Source organism: Pseudoduganella ginsengisoli, from assembly GCF_009720865.1.
GTDB lineage: Bacteria > Pseudomonadota > Gammaproteobacteria > Burkholderiales > Burkholderiaceae_D > Rugamonas > Rugamonas ginsengisoli.
This window is the reverse complement of sequence record NZ_WNLA01000001.1, coordinates 875671-895787: the sequence shown is the minus strand read 5'-3', so window position 1 is coordinate 895787 and position 20117 is coordinate 875671. Positions and strand designations below refer to the sequence as shown.

The window sequence follows — 20117 nt, the reverse complement described above, 5'->3', positions numbered from 1 at the left end:
CGCCATGCAGCACATCACCGCACCTGAACTGGCCGACTGGCTGGCCGACGAAGCGCGTCCCAGCCCGTTTTTGCTGGACGTGCGTGAAAACTGGGAATACGAAACCTGCCACATCGCAGGCTCGACCCTGATGCCGATGAATACGATTCCGGCCCGCATCGACGATCTCGATGAAGAGGCCACCATCGTGTGCATTTGCCATCATGGGGCGCGCAGCATGAATGTGGCGGCATTCCTGGAACATCACGGCTTTGGCAAGGTCATTAACCTGACCGGCGGTATCCACGCATGGGCTGTGCAAGTCGACAGCAACATGCCAAAATACTAAGCTGTCTTTTCCAACAACGATGACTCCCACGGAGAACGCAATGCAGAAACCCTTACTCGCCATGCTGATCGGCAGCGCAATGTTGACGATGAACGCACAGGCGGCTGACCTCCTCCAGGTATACCAGCAGGCGCTCGCCAACGACGCCACGTATGCCAGCGCGCGCGCGGCACTGGTTGCAGGCCAGGAGCGGACCACGCAAGGGCGTTCCCAGTTGTTGCCGGTCATCGGCCTGGGTGGCAGCAGCACGAAAACCACGGGCGACTTCGACACCAAGAATCCGCTGAATCCAAGCCACTCGCTGGACAGCAATAACAACCGGTATGCGTTGCAGCTGACGCAGCCATTGTTCCGCTGGGACCGCTGGGAAACGTACCAGCAAAGCAAACTGTCGCAAGCTGCTGCCGAAGCTACGTTTGCCCAGGCCCAGCAGGATTTGATCGTGCGTGTCTCGCAAGCGTACTTTGACGTGCTGACGGCGCAAGATGCGCTGACGTCGATCCAGGCGCAAAAGACCGCGACGACGGAACAGCTGGCATCGGCCAAGCGCAACTTCGAAGTGGGCACGCAAACCATCACCGATACGCATGAAGCGCAAGCCGCGTATGACCTGGTGGTGGCGCAGGAATTTGCTGCGCAAAGCGACCTGGAGGTCAAACGCGCAGCGCTGCAGCAAATCATCGGCGCGCCTGCCGGTACGCTGGCCACGCTGCGTCCCGGCGTGAAGATCGCGGCGCCGGAGCCAAGCGCCATGGAGCCGTGGGTATCGTCTGCTGAACAGCAAAACTATGCGGTGGTGGGCGCCCAGTTGAACGTGGAAATCGCCAAGCGTGAAATCAGCCGTAACCGCGCCGGCCACTTGCCGACCGTGGACTTCACGGCCAGCAAAGGCCGCGACAGCACCACGGGCGTAGGTGTCAACAAGGCCGGCTCGATAGGCGTGACGTGGAACGTGCCGATCTTTACCGGCTTTGCCGTCACCAGCAAGGTGCGTGAATCGATCGCACTGGAAGACAAGGCCCGCAATGATTTGGAAGCGACCCGCCGCGCTGCTGCTCAGGGCGCGCGCACCGCTTACCTGGGCGTAAACAGCGGCCTGGCGCAAGTGCGCGCACTGGAAGCTGCGGAAGTGTCGAGCAAATCCGCGCTGGAATCGAACAAGCTGGGTTACCAGGTCGGCGTGCGTATCAACATCGACGTGCTGAACGCGCAGCGCCAGCTGTACTCGACCCAGCGCGACCTGTCCCGCGCACGTTATGAAACGCTGATGAATGGCTTGCGCCTGAAGTCGGCGGCCGGTTCGCTGAAGGAAGCGGACCTGGCGCCGATCAATGCGCTGCTGCAGAACTAAGTCCCTGACAGGATGCTGAATCGGTTGGGCGGGTTTTACAAACCCGTCCAACGTGTACTTAGCGCAGACCTGCACCCGCACCATCAAACGTGCGTTCAATCAGTTCAATCTTGTAGCCGTCCGGGTCCGTCACGAAGGCAATCACCGTGGTGCCGCCTTTGACCGGACCGGGTTCGCGCGTCACGTTGCCGCCATTGGCTTTCACGGCGTCGCATGCCGTGTAAATATTTTCCGCTGCGATGGCGATGTGCCCGTACGCGGTACCCATCTCATACTTGTCCACGCCATAGTTATACGTCAGTTCCAGTTCCGCATGGTCTGGATTGCTGCCATAGCCGAGGAAGGCCAGCGTGTATTTGTATTCGGGATTATCGCTGGTGCGCAGCAGTTTCATGCCCAGCACCTTGGTGTAGAAGTCAATGGAGCGCTGCAGGTCGCCGACGCGCAGCATGGTGTGCAAAATTCGCATGGTGTCTTTGCCTTGAAGGGAAAGACCCGATTGTAGGCGCTTTAGGCAATCCGCGCCGGGCAGGGGCAATTAAGCCAGCGGCAAGGCCGTCTCGTACTTCACTTCGCGCAGCGCCACGCTGGTATTGACTTGCGATACGCCGGGCAACTTCAACAGCACATTGTGCAGGAAGTCGTGGTACGCATTCATGTCCTTGACCACCAGCTTGACCATGTAATCGGAATTACCCGTCACTTCATAGCACTCCATGACTTCGGGGCGCAGCATCATGGCGTTTTCAAAGCCCGCCACCACGGCGGCGTCGTGCCGCGTCAGCGAGATATGCAACATGCAACATTGCGACAATTCCACCTTGCGCCGGTCGACGATGGCGGCATAGCGCGTGATGACGCCTTTCTCCTCCAACTCCTTTTGGCGGCGCCAGCACGGGGTGGCCGACATGCCTACTTTTTCAGCAAGTTCGTTGGTGGAAATGCGGCTGTTTTGTTGCAATTCGCTAAGAATTTTCAGCGAAACCGCATCAAAAGTGGAATTTTCCATGAAAGCCTAAAAATAAAAATCTTGTACTTTTTTATGCCGTTTTTGACTTAAAGCAGAAAAAATATTCCACCCCCCGGCTCCTACTATCTCCGGATCAATGTTACAGGCGATTCGCCTGCCTAGACAAGTTGGCACGGAGACAAAAAAATGGGTTCGATGAATGATGTGAGCGAGGTAAAGCAGGTACCGGGACCGGGCGAACTGGCCGATCCGGATTACCGCCTCGACGACAATATGCGCCGTGAAACGGGCCGTATTTTCATCACCGGTACGCAAGCACTGCTGCGCATGATGATCATGCAAAAGCGCATGGACGAGCGCCACGGCTTGCACACGGCCGGCTTTATTTCCGGCTACCGTGGTTCGCCGCTGGGCGCCGTGGACCAGGAAGCATGGCGCATCGCGCCGCTGCTGAAAGAAGCCGCCATTGAATTCTTGCCAGCGATCAATGAAGACCTGGGCGCCACTGCCGTGCTGGGTTCGCAGCAGGTGGAATCCGATCCGACCCGTACCGTCGAAGGCGTGTTCGCCATGTGGTATGGCAAAGGCCCGGGCGTCGACCGTTCCGGCGATGCGCTGAAACACGGCAACGTGTACGGTTCGTCGCCGCACGGCGGCGTGCTGGTGGTGCTGGGCGACGACCATGGCTGCGTGTCGTCGTCGATGCCGCACCAGAGCGAACAGGCGCTGATGGCATGGCAAATGCCCGTCGTGAACCCCGCCAATATTGAAGAATATTTTGAATTCGGCCTGTATGGCTGGGCGCTGTCGCGTTTCTCCGGCAACTGGGTGGGTTTCAAGGCGATCTCGGAAACCGTCGAAGGCGGCGCTGTCGTGGAATTGCCGGAACCGCGCGACTTCACCGTGCCGGCCGATTACCTGTACCCGCCAGGCGGCTTGCACTACCGCTGGCCGGATTTGCCATCGCTGGCATTGGAACAGCGCCTGGCCGCCAAGCTCAATGCCGTGCAGGCGTTCGCCAAAGTCAATTCCATCGACAAGCTGGTCGTTAAAGCGCCGCAAGCGAAACTGGGCATCATCAGCGCCGGTAAAGCTTACCTGGACCTGGTGGAAGCATTCCAGCGCATGGGCGTGTCGTTCGAGTTGCTGGAGCAATTGGGCATCCGCCTGTACAAGCCAGGCATGACGTATCCGCTGGAACGCACCCGCCTGTTCGCTTTCGCGGATGGCCTGGAGCAAATCCTCGTGGTCGAAGAAAAAGGCCCTGTCGTCGAAGACCAGCTGAAAGGTTTGCTGTACAACATGCCGGCCGCCAGCCGCCCCGTCATTCTCGGCAAGACCGATGCGCAGGGCGAACCGCTGCTGTCAAGCCTGGGCGAACTGCGCCCGTCGCGCATTGCCCCGGCGCTGATCCGCTGGCTGGCGCCGCTGCTGCCGCAACTGGGCCTGGAGCGCCAGTTGCCATCGTTCTGCGCAGCCGACTTGCTGTCGAACAGCGCCGACGCCGTCAAGCGCACGCCATACTTCTGCTCCGGCTGTCCGCACAATACGTCGACCAAATTGCCGGAAGGGTCGCGCGCGCTGGCTGGTATCGGTTGCCACTTCATGGCCACGTGGATGGAACGCGATACGTTCAACCTGACGCAAATGGGCGGCGAGGGCGTCACGTGGGTGGCGGCGTCCCGCTTCGTCAAGGCGCCGCACGTATTCCAGAACCTGGGCGACGGCACGTATTACCACTCGGGCTACCTGGCCGTGCGCCAGGCGATTGCCGCGAAAACCAATATCACTTACAAGATCCTGTATAACGACGCCGTTGCGATGACGGGCGGCCAGCCGGTGGACGGCGGCTTGTCGGTGCCGCAGATTGCGCAGCAAGTGGTGTCGGAAGGTGCGGCCAGGGTTGTCGTCGTGACGGACGATGTGTCGCGCTATGCAGGCGTCACTTTACCGGCCGGTGTGCCCGTGCGTCCGCGTGAAGAACTCGACGTGGTGCAGCGTGAATTGCGCGATACGCAAGGCGTGACGGTGCTGATTTATGACCAGACGTGCGCCGCTGAAAAGCGCCGCCGCCGCAAGCAGAACAAGCCGGGCAAGACCGTGTTCCCGGACCCGGCACGCCGCATGATGATCAATTCCGCCGTGTGCGAAGGCTGCGGCGATTGCGGTACGCAGTCGAACTGCCTGTCTATCCTGCCGCTGGAAACGGATCTGGGCCGCAAGCGCCAGATCGAGCAATCGTCGTGCAACAAGGATTACTCGTGCGTGGAAGGTTTCTGCCCATCGTTCGTGTCCGTGCTGGGCGGCGCGCCAAGAAAGCCGGCTGCCGCGCAAATCACGCTGCAACAGTTGGAAGACATGCTGGCGGCGCATCCGCAGCCTGCGCAATATGGCTTTGCCAAGCCGTTTGAAATGCTGGTGGCCGGCATTGGCGGTACCGGCGTCGTCACCTTGGGCGCGTTGATCACGATGGCGGCGCACCTGGAAGGCAAGGGCGCTTCCGCGCTGGACTTCATGGGCTTCGCGCAAAAGGGCGGCGCCGTCATGTCGCACGTGCGGGTGGCCGCTTCGCCTGCGCTACTCAATCAGGTTCGCATCGACTTGCAGCAGGCCGACGCCTTGCTGGCGTGCGACCTGGTGGTGGCCGCCATGCCCGATGCGCTGTCCGTCATGCGCCGCGGCCATACGCAAGTGGTGGCCAACGAGCGTGAAACGCCGACGGCGGAATTCACGCGCAATCCCGATGCGGACATCAACAAGGATGGCTTGATGGCCAAGCTGCGCCACAGCGCGGGCGACGGCAATGTGTTCGGCATCAATCCCGCCGACCTGGCGCTGCGCGCACTGGGCGAGCAAATCACGGCCAACATCGTGATGCTGGGCTATGCATGGCAGCGCGGCCTGGTGCCGGTCGGCTTGCCGGCAATGATGCGCGCGATTGAATTGAATGGCGTGGCCATTGATTTGAACAAGCGCGCCTTTATGCTGGGCCGCCTGGCCGCTGCCGACATTGGCGCCGTGGACCGTTTGGCGCAGCCGCAGCAAGTGATCCAGTTTGCGCAGCCGAAATCGCTGGAAGACATGATTGCGCTGCGCGTGCAACTGTTGACGGACTATCAGGACCGCCAATACGCGGACCGCTATGTGGCGCTGGTGCGCCTGGTCGAGCAAAAGGAGCGCATGCTGGAAGGCGAAGGGTCGAAGCTGGCGCTGTCGAAAGCCGTGGCGCGCAGCCTGTACAAAGCCATGGCGTACAAGGATGAATATGAAGTGGCGCGGCTGCATGCGGATCCGGCGTTCCGCGCGCAAATCTCGGACCAGTTCGACGGCGACTACAAGCTGCAATTCCACATGGCGCCGCCGCTGCTGCCCAAGAAGAAGCCGGGCACGGACATTCCTGCCAAGCGCACGTTCGGCGCGTGGATGTTGCCGGCCATGGGCATGCTGGCCAAGCTGAAAGGCTTGCGCGGCACGGCACTGGATATCTTTGGCTACACGGAAGAACGCCGCCTTGAGCGTGCGTGGCGCGACCAGGTGATGGCGCTGGCGGAAGAATTGGCGGGCAGCCTGAATGCCGACAACAAGCCGGTGGCGCTGAAGATGGCGCAACTGCCTGAAAAAGTACGCGGCTTTGGCCACGTCAAGCTGGCCAACCTGGAAAAGGTGCAGCAAGAACTGGAAGCGCTGCGTCCGCAACTGAGCGCGAAAAGCCAGTTCGTCATGATGAAGCGGGCATAATCCATTACGCGATCACCCTGCTGGACGCTCAGCTGTAGGGCGGATTAGCCGGCGAAGCCGGCGTAATCCGCCATGCCTGCGCTATCGCCATGCCAGCATGGCGGATTTCGCCTTCGGCTAATCCGCCCTACAGCACGCAAGCACCGCGCCGCCGTGTGCACATTGAGCCGGACACACGGCGGACGTCCGCCGCGCCCATGCGGACACCGCCCGCGCCCCTGTTTCCCTTGAAAACTTATCTGGCATGCAATTTGCTGAGATAACTGCCGTCAGTATTTCAAGCACACTCGAAAGGTAGTCAATGCAACGCACCCTGCTCTCGGCGCTGATCGCGCTCGCCTGTGCCGCCCCGCTGGATTTCAGCTATGCGGCAGCCAGCCCCGCACTCGCCACCACCCAGCTGCCGCGCGATACGCGGCCCCTTCATTACGACTTGTCGCTGACGCCGGATGCGCAACACCTGAGCTTCACGGGCAAAGTTGATATTGACTTCGAAGTGCTGGCGCCGGCTGGCGCCATCACGTTGCAGGCGGCGGACCTGGACATCGCCAGCGCCACGCTGCGCACACCGGACGGCAAGACACTGGATGCCGCGATTAAGCTGGACGCGGCCGAGCAGACCGTCCGGCTGCAATTCCCCCGCAAGCTGGCCAAGGGAACATACCGTCTGGCCATGGCGTACTCGGGCAAGATCGGCACGCAGCCGTCCGGCATGTTCGCGGTTGACTATGAAACAGCGGAAGGCAAGAAGCGCGCGCTGTACACGCAATTTGAAAATGCCGATGCGCGCCGCGTGATGCCAAGCTGGGACGAGCCGGCTTACAAGGCCACGTTCACGGTTTCGGCCACGATACCAAGCGGCGAAATGGCCGTGTCGAACATGCCGGCCGAGCAGACGACGGAAATTGGCGGTGGCAAGAGCCTGGTGCGCTTCCAGCGTACGCCCAAGATGTCGACGTATCTGCTGTTCTTCGCGCTGGGCGATTTCGAACGGGTCAGCACCATGGCCGATGGCACCGACGTCGGCATCATCACGAAGAAAGGCAGCACGGCCCACGCCGGTTTCGCGCTGGACGCGGCGAAGTCGGTGCTACGCGAGTACAACGATTATTTCGGCATCCGCTATCCGCTGCCCAAGCTGGATAACATTGCCGCGCCGGGCAGCAGCCAGTATTTCGAAGCAATGGAAAACTGGGGCGCGATTTTGACGTTCGAGTATTCGCTGCTGGTCGATCCCGCGTTCACGACGCAGGCGTCGCAGGAGCGTTCATTCCAGACCAATGCGCACGAAGTGGCGCACCAGTGGTTCGGCAACCTGGTGACGATGGGCTGGTGGGATGACTTGTGGCTCAACGAAGGCTTCGCGTCCTGGCTCGATGGCCGCACGACGGACCGCCTGCATCCGGACTGGAATTACCGCCTCGGCTCGATCGCCAAGCGTGACCTGGCGATGGGGCAGGATGCGCTGTCGACCACCCATCCCGTGGTGGCGCACATTGCGCGGGTGCAGGATGCCAGCCAGGCGTTCGACAACATTTCCTATGAAAAGGGCAAGGCGCTGGTCGACATGCTGGAAGCTTATGTCGGCGAAACCGCATGGCGTGACGGCGTGCGCGCGTACATGCGCAAGCACAGCTACGGCAATACGCGCAGCGACGATTTGTGGGCGGCCGTGGAATCGGTCACGCACAAGCCGATCAAGGCGATTGCCCATGATTTCACACTGCAGCCTGGCGTGCCGATGATCACGGCAGGTGAGCCGGTATGTGCGGCGGGCCGTACGACGGTGGAATTGACGCAGGGCGAATTTTCCAAGGATGCGCCAAACAAGCAGCCGCTGCGCTGGCGCGTGCCCGTGCTGGTGCAGGTGCTGGGCCAGAAAGAGGGGCAGCGCGTCGTGGTGGAAAATGGCAAGGCCAAGGTCACGATGCCAGGCTGCGGCCCGGTCGTGGTCAATGCCGGCCAGGCCGGGTATTTCCGCACCGCGTATTCGGATGGGAATTTCGCTGCGCTGGCCGGGCAATTCAGCCAGCTCAATACGATCGACCAGCTTGGCCTGCTGTCGGACAGCTGGGCTATGGGCCTGGCGGGCCAGCGTCCGCTGTCGAACTTCCTGGGCTTGAGCCGCATGGTGCCGGCCGATGCGGACCCGCAAGTGTGGGGCAAGGTGGTCGCATCGCTGGCCGGCATCAATGGTTTGCTGGACGGTGAACCGGAGCGCCAGGCCAACTTCGCGCGCTATGCACTGTCGCAGTTGAAACCCTTGATGGCGCGCGTGGGATGGGAAGCCAAGGCAGGCGAAGCGCCGACCGTGGCCACCCTGCGCAACGACTTGATCAACACGCTCAGCTACCTGAACGATCCGGAAACCATTGCGGAAGCGCGCCGCCGCTTTGCCGCGCAAGCCAGCGACCCGTCGGCCGTGCCGGCGCCGCTGCGCAAGACGATCCTGTCGAGTGTCGCCTATCACGCCGACAGCGCGACGTGGGAACAATTGCATACGATGGCGCAAAGCGAAAAGAGCACCGTGGTGCGCGACTACCTGTACCGCATGCTGGGCATGGCCAAGGATGCGGGCCTGGCCCGGCGCGCACTGGAGCTGGCGCTGTCGTCCGAACCGGGCGCCACCAACAGCGCGCCCATCATGTCGGCGGTCGCCGGACGCCACCCGGACATGGCGTTTGACTTTGCGTCGGCCAACCTCGAGCAGGTGCGCAAGCTGGTGGACGCGGATGCCACGGCGATCTTCCTGCCAAGACTGGCGGGCGGTTCGCATGACGCCAGCATTCTCGGCAAGCTTGATACGCTGGCGCAGACGCATATTCCAGAAGGCTCGCGCATGACGCTCAACGCCACCATTGCGCAAGTCAAGAACACGATCCGGATGCGCAAGGAGCGCATGCCGGCCGTGGACACGTGGCTGGCGAAGCACGCCAGCTAAGCGGTAGAGCGGTGCAGGGCCGGGATGGCGTATCCCGGCCATTCATCAATACATCAATACATCAATAATCAATACTTGCCCGTATCCTGATCGCGCAAGTGCAAGTCTTTTGCATCATCCGTCGATGCACTCTGGCTTGATAATCCGGAGCCGCGGCCGACGTTGCCCTGGCCGCTGCTATAGGTGGCCGACGTCTGCGCCGTGCTTTGCATGGTGCTGGTGCCTTGCCCCATCACGCTGCCGGTCGACGTGCGGTAGCCGGCGTCCGGGTGCGTGCCATAGAACCCGTGCACTTGCGACGTGAACTCGCTGCTGGCCATGTCCGGCCAGCGGTCCTTGTCGAAGCCCGGCGCGTTTTCCAGCCGGTCCTTGCTGACGTCGAGGATGAAGCGCTTATTGGTGGTATCGAGTTCCAGCGCTTGCCATGGCACGGCAAACAGCTTGTCGCCCATGCCCAGCAGGCCGCCGAACGACAGCACGGCATAGGCAATGCGGCCGCTCTGCATGTCCAGCATGATTTCCTTGATGTCGCCCAGGTCTTCATCCTGGCGGTTGTAGACGTCTTCACCCAGCAGGGTGTCAGCGCCCATCAGGCGTGGTCCGGGGCCGTCGTTGTCGTCGCGGTCACGGTAAATGCCGAATTTATCTCTGTCCAAGTAGCTCATTTCGCTCTCCATGAAAGGCCGGCCGGGCTGCACCGGCGAAAGTCAAAAGTCCGTTAGCCCGCTGCCGATGGTTCAGCTTCCCTTCGGCGTGACGCGCCAGACGGCGTTTGCCACGTCGTCCGCCACCAGCAATGCGCCCGCCTTGTCCACTGCGACGCCGACCGGCCGGCCACGGGCCTTGCCGTCAGCGCTGAGGAAACCGCTGAGGAAGTCTTGCGGCGGCCCGGATGGCTGGCCGTTGGCAAACGGCACGAACACCACCTTGTAGCCGCTGTAAGGCTTGCGGTTCCACGATCCGTGCTGGCCGATAAACGCGCCGCCACGGTAGCTTGCGGGGAATGCCTCCCCTTCATAAAAAACCAGTCCCAGCGATGCCGTATGGCCGCCCAGCGCATAGTCCGGTGCGATGGCCCTGGCCACCAGGTCTGGCCGCTGTTCTTTGACGCGCGTGTCCACGTGCTGGCCGAAGTAGCTGTAGGGCCAGCCATAAAAGGCTCCCTGCTTCACGGACGTCAGGTAATCCGGCACCAGGTCATTGCCCAGCTCATCGCGCTCGTTGACAACCGTCCACAGCGCCTTCGATTGCGGTTGCCAGCCCATGCCATTGGCATTGCGCAGGCCGGTCGCGTACAGCGTGGCTTTGCTGGTGGCCAGGTCCAGCTGCCAGATCGCGGCGCGTCCCGTTTCTTTATCGATGCCGTTTTCCGCCACGTTACTGTTCGAGCCGACTGTCGCATACAGCGTCTTGCCGTCCGGGCTGGCAATGATGTTCTTGGTCCAGTGATGGTTCAGCGGGCCGCCCGGCAAATCCATGACTTTCACGCCGCGCGCCGTGATGGAAGTCTGTCCCGTCTGGTACGGGAATTTCAGCACGGCGTCCGTATTGGCCACGTATAAGTCATTGCCGACCAGCGCTACGCCAAATGGCGAGTTCAAGCCTTGCAGGAACGTGGTGCGGGTTTTTGCCATGCCATTCGCATCGATATCGCGCAGCAAGGTGATGCGGTTGGCGGAGTCCGACACGGCGCCCGCCTTTTTCATTTGCGATTTGACGATCATGCCTTTGATGCCCGTGTTGTCTTCCGGCCGTTCCGGCGCATTGGTTTCCACCACCAGCACGTCGCCGTTCGGCAGCACATAGACCCAGCGCGGATGGTCGAGGTTGCGCGCATAGGCACGCACGGTGAAGCCGGGCGCCGCGACCGGGGAATCGCTGTCCTTGAAACGCTCGACAGGCGCCACATTGACGGTCGGGATCAGCGTGCGTTCCGGTTGGGGCAGGGCGGGGGATGGGCCGAAGCCAGGCGCATAGCCTGGCTGCTGCGCCCATGCGCCGGGATAGACTGAGGCCAGCAATAGCACGGTTGGCATCAAGGTGAACTTCATTCACGTCTCCAAGGTTAATCGCGTTTGTTTCCTGGTTGTGGCGCCGCTGTGCCAGGCGGTTGAGGTTGCACTTTTTCCACACCGCGAATCCCATGCATATCGGTATCGACCAGCCCTTGTTCAAGGTCGCTGGCCGCTTGCCGGATCACACTGCGGGTTTTCTGTTGATGGCCATCCGGCGATTCGTCGCGCTCATGCGGCAAGCGTTTACCGTCGTCGCTCTTGGCTGGCAGGGCTGTATTGACCTGGCGGTCCTTTGCTTCCGTCACCATGGTGGGTCCTCCTGTCTTCGCTTCGCGGCCCATCATAGTCCGGCGTACTGTGCGCAGTCGCCCGTTTGAACTTTTTTGAAACAGTGCAATGACAGCTTGAAGTCATGTAACATTTCCCGGCTGAAGAACCTGCTCAGGAATAACAATGAAGAACGACGTCGCCGTCCACCACGACATCCCCGCCATTTGCCCGAACTGCGATATCGCTACGACGGGCGGCAATTACTGCCAGAACTGTGGGCAGGAAACGCGCATGCATGCCCCCAGCTTCAGCGAGTTCGCGCATGAATTCATCGGCCATTACGTGGCGCTGGAAGGGCGCTTGTGGGGCACGTTCACGCGGCTGCTGTTCCGTCCAGGCTTGCTGACGCTGGAATATATGCGGGGCCGCCGCAAGCGCTACGTGGAACCGCTGCGCATGTACCTGACGTTGTCCGTGCTGTTTTTTGCGCTATTGAAATTCACGAGTGTGGAGCCGGTCAAACTGGACGGCAACGACACCATCAAGGTGAAAGAACATGCGGCTGACATCCGCGATGAGATCATCCGTAATGGCCGCACTGTCGATGCCCATGGCAACCAGATTGAATTACCGGACACGTTGCGCGCCAAGGCCCCCGGCCTCGCCAAACAAGTCGATCATTTCAGTGACCTCGACACGGCCGGGCGGGGCAAAGTGCTGTCGGATGGCTTCTTCAATTACGGCCCGTACGCGATGTTTGCCCTGATGCCGCTGTTTGCGCTGTACCTGAAGTTTTTGTACCTGGGTTCGGGCAAGCGCTATGGCGAACACTTGCTGTTCGCGCTGCACAGCAGTGCGTTTGCCTTTGTGCTGTTTGCCGCCATCAAACTGACGCCGGACGGGCTGATCCAGTTCGCGGAAATATGCTGGCTGGTCGGCTACCTGCCGTGGGCCATGCGGCGCGTGTATGGCGGCAGCCGCTGGGCCACGTTCTTGCGCTGGTCGCTGCTGATGCTGGCGCACTGCCTGTCGATGGCGATTGCCATCGGGATTGCCGTGGGCATGGGCGTTGCCACTGCCCATTAAGTACAACGGCGGGGTCAGTTCATTGACCCCGCCGTTGCTTTATTCAGCTTGGGTGACCGGCTGCCACAGCTCCACCTTGTTGCCATCCGGGTCCATGAACCAGCCAAAGCGCCCGTAATCAAACGATTGCGGATCGCCGACTAATTCCGCGCCGCCTTGTTTCACTTGTTCCAGCGCCGCATCGAGGTTATCGACAATCAGGTTGAACATGAAATCGCGCTTCGATGGCGCAAAATAACCAGTGGTGTCCTTGAAGGGACTGAAGACCGTACCACCGCCATCCGGCATGGTGGCCGGGAAAAAGGTTGCGTAATCCGTGGATTCCGTGGAAAAGCCCAAGTGTTCCTGATACCACTGCATTAACGCTTGCGGATTGCGCGACTTGAAGAAAATGCCGCCCACGCCCAGCACTTTTGCCATTGTTTTCTCCCAATTGAGTGTGCTTGCAGTCTGCTGCCGCACAAATTATACTGTTTGCATGTACAGTATGCGTGCGTGGCAGAAGGTTGCATTATGGGTTACTCTGCCGGGTGTTACCACCCCAGTGTTGTAACCTGGTTTTTGCGATCCCATCCGACTGAGAGATTTATGCCTGCTACGCAAGTTCTGTTTAAAACAATCGCCCTGGTCGTGCGCCAGAATACGGCGGGCATTGAAGAGTCTGTCAGCAGTTTGCTGAAATTTTTAAGAGACGCCGGCCACCACGTCGTGTTCGAAGAAGAAACGGCGGCGCATTTGCATATGCCGGGCGTTGCAGCGATGTCGGCAGCACAGATTGGTGAACATGCGAACGCCGCCATTGTCATGGGCGGTGATGGCACCATGCTGGGCATGGCGCGCCGCCTGGCGCCGTTCGATGTGCCGCTGATCGGCATTAACCAGGGCCGTCTTGGTTTCATGACGGATATCCCGCTTGACGGCATGTTGCCCGTGCTGCAGCAAATGCTGTCGGGACGTTACCAGGCTGAGCGCCGCACCATGCTGGAAGGCCGCGTGGTGCGCGATGGCCAGGACATGTTCGTGGGGCGCGCATTCAATGATGTGGTCGTGTCGCGCGGCGCCGGCGCCGGTATGGCCGAGCTGCGTGTCGACGTCGATGGCCAGTTCATGTACAACCAGCGTTCCGATGGCTTGATCATGTCCACGCCGACCGGCTCCACCGCGTATGCGCTGTCGGCCGGCGGGCCCTTGCTGCATCCGACCCTGGGCGGCATCGTCATGGTGCCGATTGCCCCGCACGCGCTGTCGAACCGGCCGATTGTCTTGCCGGATTCCAGTGAAATCGTGGTGGAAATCATGCGCGGCCGCGACATCACCGTGAACTTCGACATGCAAACCTTTGCCAGCCTGCAGGCGCATGACCGCATCCTCATCCAGCGCTCGCCGCACACTATTACGTTCCTGCATCCGGAAGGGTGGAGTTACTACAATACGCTGCGCGAAAAACTGCACTGGAACGAATACCCGTCAGGCGAAGGCAAACTGGCCTGATCCCATCAACTTCAACCCCGCTGCCTATGCTTCGTACCCTGTCCATCCGCGACTTCGTCATCGTCGATACCATCGAACTGGAATTCTCAAGCGGCTTTACCGTCTTCACAGGCGAGACCGGCGCCGGCAAATCCATCTTGATCGATGCGCTGTCCCTGGCGCTGGGGGGCCGCGGCGATGCCAGCATGGTGCGCGAAGGCGCGTCCAAGGCGGATATCACGGCGGACTTCGCTGTCACGGAAGCGGCAAGCGCATGGCTGGCAGCCAATGAATTTGCGGTCGAAGAAGGCGGTGCGCTGCTGCGCCGCGTGATCGACAATGCGGGCCGCACCAAAGCGTATATCAATGGCGTGGCCGCCACGGCGGCGCAGTTGCGCGAGCTGGGCGATTTGCTGGTGGATATCCATGGCCAGCATGCGCACCAGTCGCTGCTGAAAGCCGATGCGCAGCGCGCATTGCTGGATAACTATGCGGCGCTCGATGGCGCTGAAAGCGGCGTTGATGTGGCCGCCCAGCTGAAAAGCGTCGGCACGGCTTACCGCGCGTGGCGCGCACTGGCCAAACAATTGCAGGAATACGAAGCCAACGCGGCCAACCTGGCGTATGAGCGCGAGCGCCTGGAGTGGCAAGTGGCGGAACTCGATAAACTGGCGCCCAAAGCCGATGAGTGGCAGGACGTGTCGCTTGAACACAGCCGCCTGTCGCATGCAGCCAGCCTGATGGAAGGTGCGCAGGAAACGCTGGCCGTGCTGTCGGAATCGGATGATCACCCGGTCGTGTCGCAACTGTCGTCGCTGCAGCAAAAGCTGGGCAAGCTGGCCGCCATCGATACGGAATTGCTGCCGACCGCTGAACTGATTGAATCGGCCCGCATCCAGTTACAGGAAGCCGTGTATGCGCTGAACAATTACCTGGACAAGGTGGAACTGGACCCGGACCGCTTGCGCCAGGTCGATGCGCGCCTCGAAGCGCTGCATTCCGCCTCCCGTAAATTCCGCGTGCAGCCGGAAGAACTGCCGCAGGAACATGCGAAGCTGTCGGCCAAACTCAGCCAGCTGGCCGATGCGTCTGACCTGGACGGTTTGCGCAAGCAAGAGGAAAAGCTCAAGGCTGCCTACATGGGCGAAGCGCGCCAACTGTCGGCCATGCGCGAAAAGGCTGTGCACCGGCTCGGCATTGCCGTCACGGCCGCCATGCAGGAATTGAATATGACGGGCGGCGTGTTTGCCATCGGGCTGCATCCGTGCGAACCATCCGCGCATGGTGTCGAGCAAGTGGAATTCCTCGTGGCAGGCCATGCGGGGGTGTCGCCGCGGCCGCTTGCCAAAGTCGCGTCCGGTGGTGAACTGGCCCGTATTTCGCTGGCCATTTCCGTGATTACGTCCCATGCGACCACCGTACCGACACTGATCTTTGACGAAGTCGACAGTGGTATTGGCGGCGGTGTGGCGGAAGTCGTGGGACGCCTGCTGAAGCGCCTGGGCCAGGCGCGCCAGGTCTTGTGCGTGACGCACTTGCCGCAAGTGGCCAGCCAGGCCAACCAGCACTTCCAGGTGGCGAAAGGGTTGACGGACTCGGGCAAGACCGCCTCGCGCATCAACGTGCTGGACCAGCGCGCCCGTGTGGAAGAAGTGGCGCGCATGCTGGGCGGGCTGGAAATCACCGCCACGACGCGCAAGCATGCGCAGGAATTGCTAGCTTTATAAAATGCGGATGCCCGGCCTGAAGGCCCGGCACCCATGTTGAATAATAAATCTATAATGACGGCTCCCATCCGTCATTGCAGATTCATGGCCTTCCAAAAAGAACCTCCACACACGCACGGCACCGGCTCCACCAGCGCAGTCGTGCTCGTTAATCTGGGTACGCCGGACGAGCCGACCCGCTCCGCCGTGCGGCGCTACCTGAAGCAATTCTTGTCCGACCCCCGCGTGGTGGAAATTCCCCGCGCGCTCTGGTGGTGGATCTTGAACGTCTTCATCCTGCCATTCCGCTCCGGCCAGTCCGCAAAAAAATATGCGTCGATCTGGACCGAAGAGGGCTCGCCATTAAAAATCCACACGCAAAGGCAGGCGCTGCTGTTGCGCGGCGCACTGGGCGAACGGGGCCACCGCGACGTCACGGTGGCGATGGCCATGCGCTACGGTTCGCCGTCGCTGCCGGATGTGCTGGCGCGCTTAAAGGCCGATGGCTGTACCCGCATTGTCGTGCTGCCTGCGTATCCGCAATATTCCGGCACGACCACCGGCTCGATTTATGACGCTGTCTTTGGCCACTTCAAAACCGTGCGCAACGTGCCGGAATTGCGCCTGGTGCGCGATTATCACGATGACGACGGCTATATCGATGCGCTGAAAAAGACCGTGCTCGCCCATTGGGAAACCCATGGCCGCGGGGAAAAGCTCGTCATGAGTTTCCATGGCGTGCCGAAGCGTACCTTGCTGCTGGGCGACCCGTACCATTGCGAATGCCACAAGACCGCGCGCCTGCTGGCAGCCAAACTCAAGCTCAAAGAAGACGACTACATCGTTACGTTCCAATCCCGCTTCGGCAAGGCGGAATGGCTGCAGCCCTATACGGCGCCCACGGTGCAGGCATTGGCCAAACAGGGCGTGCGCCGCCTGGACGTGATTTGCCCGGGCTTTACCAGTGATTGCCTGGAAACGCTGGAAGAAATCGCGATGGAAGTGCGGCACGACTTCCTGTCGGCCGGCGGCAAGGAATTCCACTACATCCCGTGCCTGAATGAGTCGCCGGCGTGGATTGCCGCGCTGGCGGAGTTGGCGGAACACCAGATGATCGGCTGGCCGACGATGATCACGGGCGCCCAGCAGGATGTTGCAAAAAAAGACTTGGAGAAGGCCCGCGCGGCCGCCCTCAAACTCGGCGCAGAAAACTGACAACAATTATTAGCACTTGCCGCCGGTGAGTGCCAGCCTGTTAAAATATCCGGTTTGCAGGGCTGGTCACGTTTCATGGAATCAGTTCCGTGTAGCAAAGCCAAGCCACCACGAGGATGGTGTAGGCAAGGATGGATGCTGCAATGAATGGCAATTTCATAACGACCTCCTTGATTTCATCTTAGCGGGCAGGCATGAAATAACCATCTCTCGATGTGACTGATGTGTAACTTGTTGGTTACATCACACGCCGGAGAAAGTAAGAGCTGGGGAAAAACCCCTTGAAATTGAAGGTTATAGCCCCACTTGCTGCCCGTGCTGCAAGCAGTAATGTCAAACAAACACGATTTGTAGGAGTCTTTTAGATGCAAGATCAAGAAAATCAAACGGTCCCTAATCCAGAGGTGGACCAGGCGCCGGCCGATTCGACTCCCGCCGAAGCCCAGGCAGAAGCTACTCCGTCGCTGGAAGAACAGCTGGCCGCTACCGAAGCGCGCCTGGCTGAAATGCATGAAGCCTTCATGCGCGCCAAGGCGGAAGGCGAGAACATCCGCCGCCGCGCCCAGGAAGACGTGGCCAAGGCACACAAATTCGCTGTTGAAAGCTTTGCCGAAGCCATGCTGCCAGTCAAAGACAGCCTGGAAATGGCGCTGAAAGTCGAAGCACCGACGCTCGACACCCTCAAAGAAGGTGTCGAAATGACCCTGAAACAGTTGAATTCCGCCTTCGAACGCAACCGCCTGCTGGAAATCCAGCCGGCGCAAGGTGAAAAGCTGGATCCCAATAAACACCAGGCCGTATCGGTCGTTCCGGCCGACCAGGAAGCGAATACCGTCGTGACGGTGTTGCAAAAAGGTTACATGATTGCTGACCGTTTGCTGCGTCCAGCCATCGTCACCGCCGCGCAAGCCAAGTAATTAACGAAACGCTTGAAACTGCAAGGCAATTCCCCAATATACGGTTCAACAGAAACTTCGCTTACAAGGAAAATAAATCATGGGCAAAATCATCGGTATTGACCTCGGCACCACCAACTCCTGCGTTTCCATCATGGAAAACGGCCAGCCGAAAGTCATTGAAAACGCGGAAGGCGCGCGTACCACGCCTTCGATCATTGCTTACCAAGAAGACGGTGAAATCCTGGTTGGCGCACCTGCCAAACGCCAGGCTGTCACCAACCCGAAAAACACGCTGTTCGCAGTCAAGCGCCTGATCGGCCGCCGCTTCGAAGAGAAGGAAGTACAAAAAGACATCGCGCTGATGCCGTACGAAATCACCAAAGCCGACAACGGCGACGCATGGGTGAGCGTACGCGACAAGAAACTGGCTCCTCCGCAAATTTCCGCGGAAGTGCTGCGCAAGATGAAGAAAACCGCGGAAGACTACCTGGGTGAAGAAGTCACCGAGGCCGTGATTACCGTTCCAGCGTACTTCAACGACTCGCAGCGCCAGGCAACCAAAGACGCCGGCCGTATCGCTGGCCTGGACGTCAAGCGCATCATCAACGAACCAACTGCAGCGGCGCTGGCATTCGGCCTGGACAAGACCGACAAGGGCGACCGCAAGATCGCCGTGTATGACCTGGGCGGCGGTACGTTCGACGTGTCGATCATTGAAATCGCTGACGTGGATGGCGAGAAGCAGTTCGAAGTGCTGTCGACCAACGGCGACACCTTCCTGGGCGGCGAAGACTTCGACCAGCGCGTGATCGACTACATCATCGACGAATTCAAGAAGATCAATGGCCTGGACCTGAAAAAAGATCCAATCGCCCTGCAGCGTATCAAGGCATCGGCCGAGCGCGCGAAGATCGAACTGTCGTCGTCGCAGCAGACTGAAATCAACGAGCCGTACATCGCGATGGCAAACGGCGCGCCAGTCCACCTGAACCTGAAGATTACCCGCGCCAAGCTGGAATCGCTGGTGGAAGAACTGATCAACGCCACCATCGAGCCATGCCGCATCGCCATCAAGGACGCCGGCGTGAAAGTGTCGGACATCGACGACATCATCCTGGTCGGCGGTATGACCCGTATGCCGAAGGTGCAGGAAAAGGTCAAAGAATTCTTCGGCAAGGATCCACGCAAGGACGTGAACCCTGACGAAGCCGTGGCCGTGGGCGCTGCAATTCAAGGTTCCGTGCTGGCCGGCGACCGCAAAGACTTGCTGCTGCTGGACGTGACGCCACTGTCGCTGGGTATTGAAACCCTGGGCGGCGTGATGACCAAGATGATTCACAAGAACACCACGATTCCGACCAAGTTCTCGCAAGTGTTCTCGACCGCTGACGACAACCAGCCAGCCGTGACCATCAAGGTGTATCAGGGCGAGCGCGAAATCGCCGCCGGCAACAAGGCGCTGGGCGAATTCAACCTGGAAGGCATCCCGCCAGCAGCACGCGGTACGCCACAGATTGAAGTGACCTTCGACATCGACGCCAACGGTATTCTGCACGTGGGCGCGAAAGACAAGGCCACCGGCAAGGAAAACAAGATCACCATCAAAGCCAACTCGGGTCTGTCGGAAGACGAAATCCAGAAGATGGTGAAGGACGCTGAGCTGAATGCGGAAGAAGACAAGAAGCTGAAGGAACTGGCTGAGTCCCGCAACCAGGCTGACGCGCTGGTGCATTCGACCCGCAAATCGCTGACGGAATACGGCGACAAGCTGGAAGGCGGCGAGAAAGAAAAGATCGAAGCGGCCATCACTGACCTGGAAGCATCGATCAAGAACGGCGACAAGGCTGACATCGACGCTAAAGTGGCTGCGCTGTCGACTGCTTCGCAAAAGCTGGGCGAAAAGATGTACGCTGACATGCAAGCACAGCAGGCAGCCGCCGGCGGCGCTGAAGCTGGCGCACAGCAGGCTGGCGCGCAAGGCGAAGCGAAGAAAGACGACGACGTCGTTGACGCTGACTTCAAAGAAGTTAAAGACAGCAAATAATCCGCCACGTAATTGTTGGCAGAAACGCCGAGCCGAGTTCCTGTTTCAAGGCCGGCTCGGCTTTTTCGCGTAATCAGTACATCA

At 60.2% G+C, this 20117-nt stretch carries 16 protein-coding genes; 10 read left to right on the top strand and 6 right to left on the bottom strand.

The window, feature by feature from the left end:
• Window positions 1-4: 4 nt before the first annotated feature.
• Both GM668_RS03870 and GM668_RS03865 read left to right on the top strand, forming a co-directional pair.
• Window positions 5-328 carry a rhodanese-like domain-containing protein gene (locus tag GM668_RS03870; RefSeq protein ID WP_155437560.1) on the top strand — a complete coding sequence of 108 codons (324 nt, stop codon included), beginning with the start codon at window positions 5-7 and terminating at the stop codon, window positions 326-328.
• 40 nt (window positions 329-368) lie between these two features.
• Window positions 369-1679, top strand: a complete 1311-nt coding sequence (locus GM668_RS03865) for a TolC family outer membrane protein (RefSeq protein WP_155437559.1) — start codon at window positions 369-371, stop codon at window positions 1677-1679.
• Window positions 1680-1737: 58 nt separating this feature from the next.
• Here GM668_RS03865 and gloA read toward each other — a convergent pair whose 3' ends face one another.
• A complete protein-coding gene (gloA, locus tag GM668_RS03860; RefSeq protein ID WP_155437558.1) occupies window positions 1738-2148 on the bottom strand; it encodes a lactoylglutathione lyase in 411 nt (136 codons plus the stop codon).
• 69 nt (window positions 2149-2217) lie between these two features.
• A complete protein-coding gene (locus GM668_RS03855; protein ID WP_155437557.1) occupies window positions 2218-2688 on the bottom strand; it encodes an Lrp/AsnC family transcriptional regulator in 471 nt (156 codons plus the stop codon).
• Between the two features lie 147 nt (window positions 2689-2835).
• Here GM668_RS03855 and GM668_RS03850 point away from each other — a divergent pair, with 147 nt between their 5' ends.
• Entirely contained in the window at window positions 2836-6387 is a 3552-nt protein-coding gene (locus tag GM668_RS03850; protein ID WP_371868623.1) for an indolepyruvate ferredoxin oxidoreductase family protein, read from the top strand.
• A 301-nt stretch (window positions 6388-6688) separates the two neighbouring features.
• The gene (locus tag GM668_RS03845; protein ID WP_155437556.1) at window positions 6689-9328 is read left to right on the top strand and encodes a M1 family metallopeptidase; all 2640 of its coding nucleotides are present in this window, start codon (window positions 6689-6691) and stop codon (window positions 9326-9328) included.
• Window positions 9329-9396: 68 nt separating this feature from the next.
• Here GM668_RS03845 and GM668_RS03840 read toward each other — a convergent pair whose 3' ends face one another.
• The 3 genes from GM668_RS03840 to GM668_RS03830 all read right to left on the bottom strand — a co-directional run bounded on the left by GM668_RS03840 (window position 9397) and on the right by GM668_RS03830 (window position 11651).
• On the bottom strand, window positions 9397-9993 hold the full coding sequence (locus tag GM668_RS03840; RefSeq protein WP_155437555.1) for a PRC-barrel domain-containing protein: 597 nt from the start codon (window positions 9991-9993) through the stop codon (window positions 9397-9399).
• 72 nt (window positions 9994-10065) lie between these two features.
• Window positions 10066-11379, bottom strand: a complete 1314-nt coding sequence (locus GM668_RS03835; protein WP_155437554.1) for a PQQ-dependent sugar dehydrogenase — start codon at window positions 11377-11379, stop codon at window positions 10066-10068.
• 14 nt (window positions 11380-11393) lie between these two features.
• Window positions 11394-11651, bottom strand: a complete 258-nt coding sequence (locus GM668_RS03830; RefSeq protein ID WP_155437553.1) for a hypothetical protein — start codon at window positions 11649-11651, stop codon at window positions 11394-11396.
• Window positions 11652-11796: 145 nt separating this feature from the next.
• On the opposite strand from GM668_RS03830, the gene GM668_RS03825 reads away from it, so the two are divergent.
• Window positions 11797-12699, top strand: coding sequence for a DUF3667 domain-containing protein (locus GM668_RS03825; protein WP_155437552.1), 903 nt, complete (start codon window positions 11797-11799; stop codon window positions 12697-12699).
• A 39-nt stretch (window positions 12700-12738) separates the two neighbouring features.
• On the opposite strand, the gene GM668_RS03820 is transcribed toward GM668_RS03825, so the two are convergent.
• Window positions 12739-13119 carry a VOC family protein gene (locus GM668_RS03820; protein ID WP_155437551.1) on the bottom strand — a complete coding sequence of 127 codons (381 nt, stop codon included), beginning with the start codon at window positions 13117-13119 and terminating at the stop codon, window positions 12739-12741.
• Between the two features lie 168 nt (window positions 13120-13287).
• Here GM668_RS03820 and GM668_RS03815 point away from each other — a divergent pair, with 168 nt between their 5' ends.
• The 5 genes from GM668_RS03815 (at window position 13288) to dnaK (ending at window position 20033) form a co-directional block, all read left to right on the top strand.
• Complete coding sequence (locus GM668_RS03815) at window positions 13288-14190, top strand: NAD kinase (protein ID WP_155437550.1); 903 nt, start codon at window positions 13288-13290, stop codon at window positions 14188-14190.
• 26 nt (window positions 14191-14216) lie between these two features.
• Window positions 14217-15896, top strand: a complete 1680-nt coding sequence (recN, locus tag GM668_RS03810; RefSeq protein WP_155437549.1) for a DNA repair protein RecN — start codon at window positions 14217-14219, stop codon at window positions 15894-15896.
• An 84-nt stretch (window positions 15897-15980) separates the two neighbouring features.
• Window positions 15981-17090 (top strand): ferrochelatase, encoded by a 1110-nt coding sequence (gene hemH / locus GM668_RS03805; RefSeq protein WP_155437548.1) that lies wholly within the window; start codon window positions 15981-15983, stop codon window positions 17088-17090.
• 365 nt (window positions 17091-17455) lie between these two features.
• The gene (gene grpE / locus GM668_RS03800; RefSeq protein WP_155437547.1) at window positions 17456-18007 is read left to right on the top strand and encodes a nucleotide exchange factor GrpE; all 552 of its coding nucleotides are present in this window, start codon (window positions 17456-17458) and stop codon (window positions 18005-18007) included.
• A gap of 79 nt (window positions 18008-18086) precedes the next feature.
• Window positions 18087-20033: a molecular chaperone DnaK gene (dnaK, locus tag GM668_RS03795; RefSeq protein WP_155437546.1), complete on the top strand. Its 1947-nt coding sequence runs from the start codon at window positions 18087-18089 to the stop codon at window positions 20031-20033.
• The last annotated feature ends 84 nt before the right edge of the window (window positions 20034-20117 follow it).

Coding starts and splice junctions, on each gene's coding strand:
- GM668_RS03870 (WP_155437560.1), top strand. CDS start 5: ATGCAGCACATCACCGCACCTGAACTGGCCGACTGGCTGGCCGACGAA.
- GM668_RS03865 (WP_155437559.1), top strand. CDS start 369: ATGCAGAAACCCTTACTCGCCATGCTGATCGGCAGCGCAATGTTGACG.
- gloA (WP_155437558.1), bottom strand. CDS start 2,148: ATGCGAATTTTGCACACCATGCTGCGCGTCGGCGACCTGCAGCGCTCC.
- GM668_RS03855 (WP_155437557.1), bottom strand. CDS start 2,688: ATGGAAAATTCCACTTTTGATGCGGTTTCGCTGAAAATTCTTAGCGAA.
- GM668_RS03850 (WP_371868623.1), top strand. CDS start 2,836: ATGGGTTCGATGAATGATGTGAGCGAGGTAAAGCAGGTACCGGGACCG.
- GM668_RS03845 (WP_155437556.1), top strand. CDS start 6,689: ATGCAACGCACCCTGCTCTCGGCGCTGATCGCGCTCGCCTGTGCCGCC.
- GM668_RS03840 (WP_155437555.1), bottom strand. CDS start 9,993: ATGAGCTACTTGGACAGAGATAAATTCGGCATTTACCGTGACCGCGAC.
- GM668_RS03835 (WP_155437554.1), bottom strand. CDS start 11,379: ATGAAGTTCACCTTGATGCCAACCGTGCTATTGCTGGCCTCAGTCTAT.
- GM668_RS03830 (WP_155437553.1), bottom strand. CDS start 11,651: ATGGTGACGGAAGCAAAGGACCGCCAGGTCAATACAGCCCTGCCAGCC.
- GM668_RS03825 (WP_155437552.1), top strand. CDS start 11,797: ATGAAGAACGACGTCGCCGTCCACCACGACATCCCCGCCATTTGCCCG.
- GM668_RS03820 (WP_155437551.1), bottom strand. CDS start 13,119: ATGGCAAAAGTGCTGGGCGTGGGCGGCATTTTCTTCAAGTCGCGCAAT.
- GM668_RS03815 (WP_155437550.1), top strand. CDS start 13,288: ATGCCTGCTACGCAAGTTCTGTTTAAAACAATCGCCCTGGTCGTGCGC.
- recN (WP_155437549.1), top strand. CDS start 14,217: ATGCTTCGTACCCTGTCCATCCGCGACTTCGTCATCGTCGATACCATC.
- hemH (WP_155437548.1), top strand. CDS start 15,981: ATGGCCTTCCAAAAAGAACCTCCACACACGCACGGCACCGGCTCCACC.
- grpE (WP_155437547.1), top strand. CDS start 17,456: ATGCAAGATCAAGAAAATCAAACGGTCCCTAATCCAGAGGTGGACCAG.
- dnaK (WP_155437546.1), top strand. CDS start 18,087: ATGGGCAAAATCATCGGTATTGACCTCGGCACCACCAACTCCTGCGTT.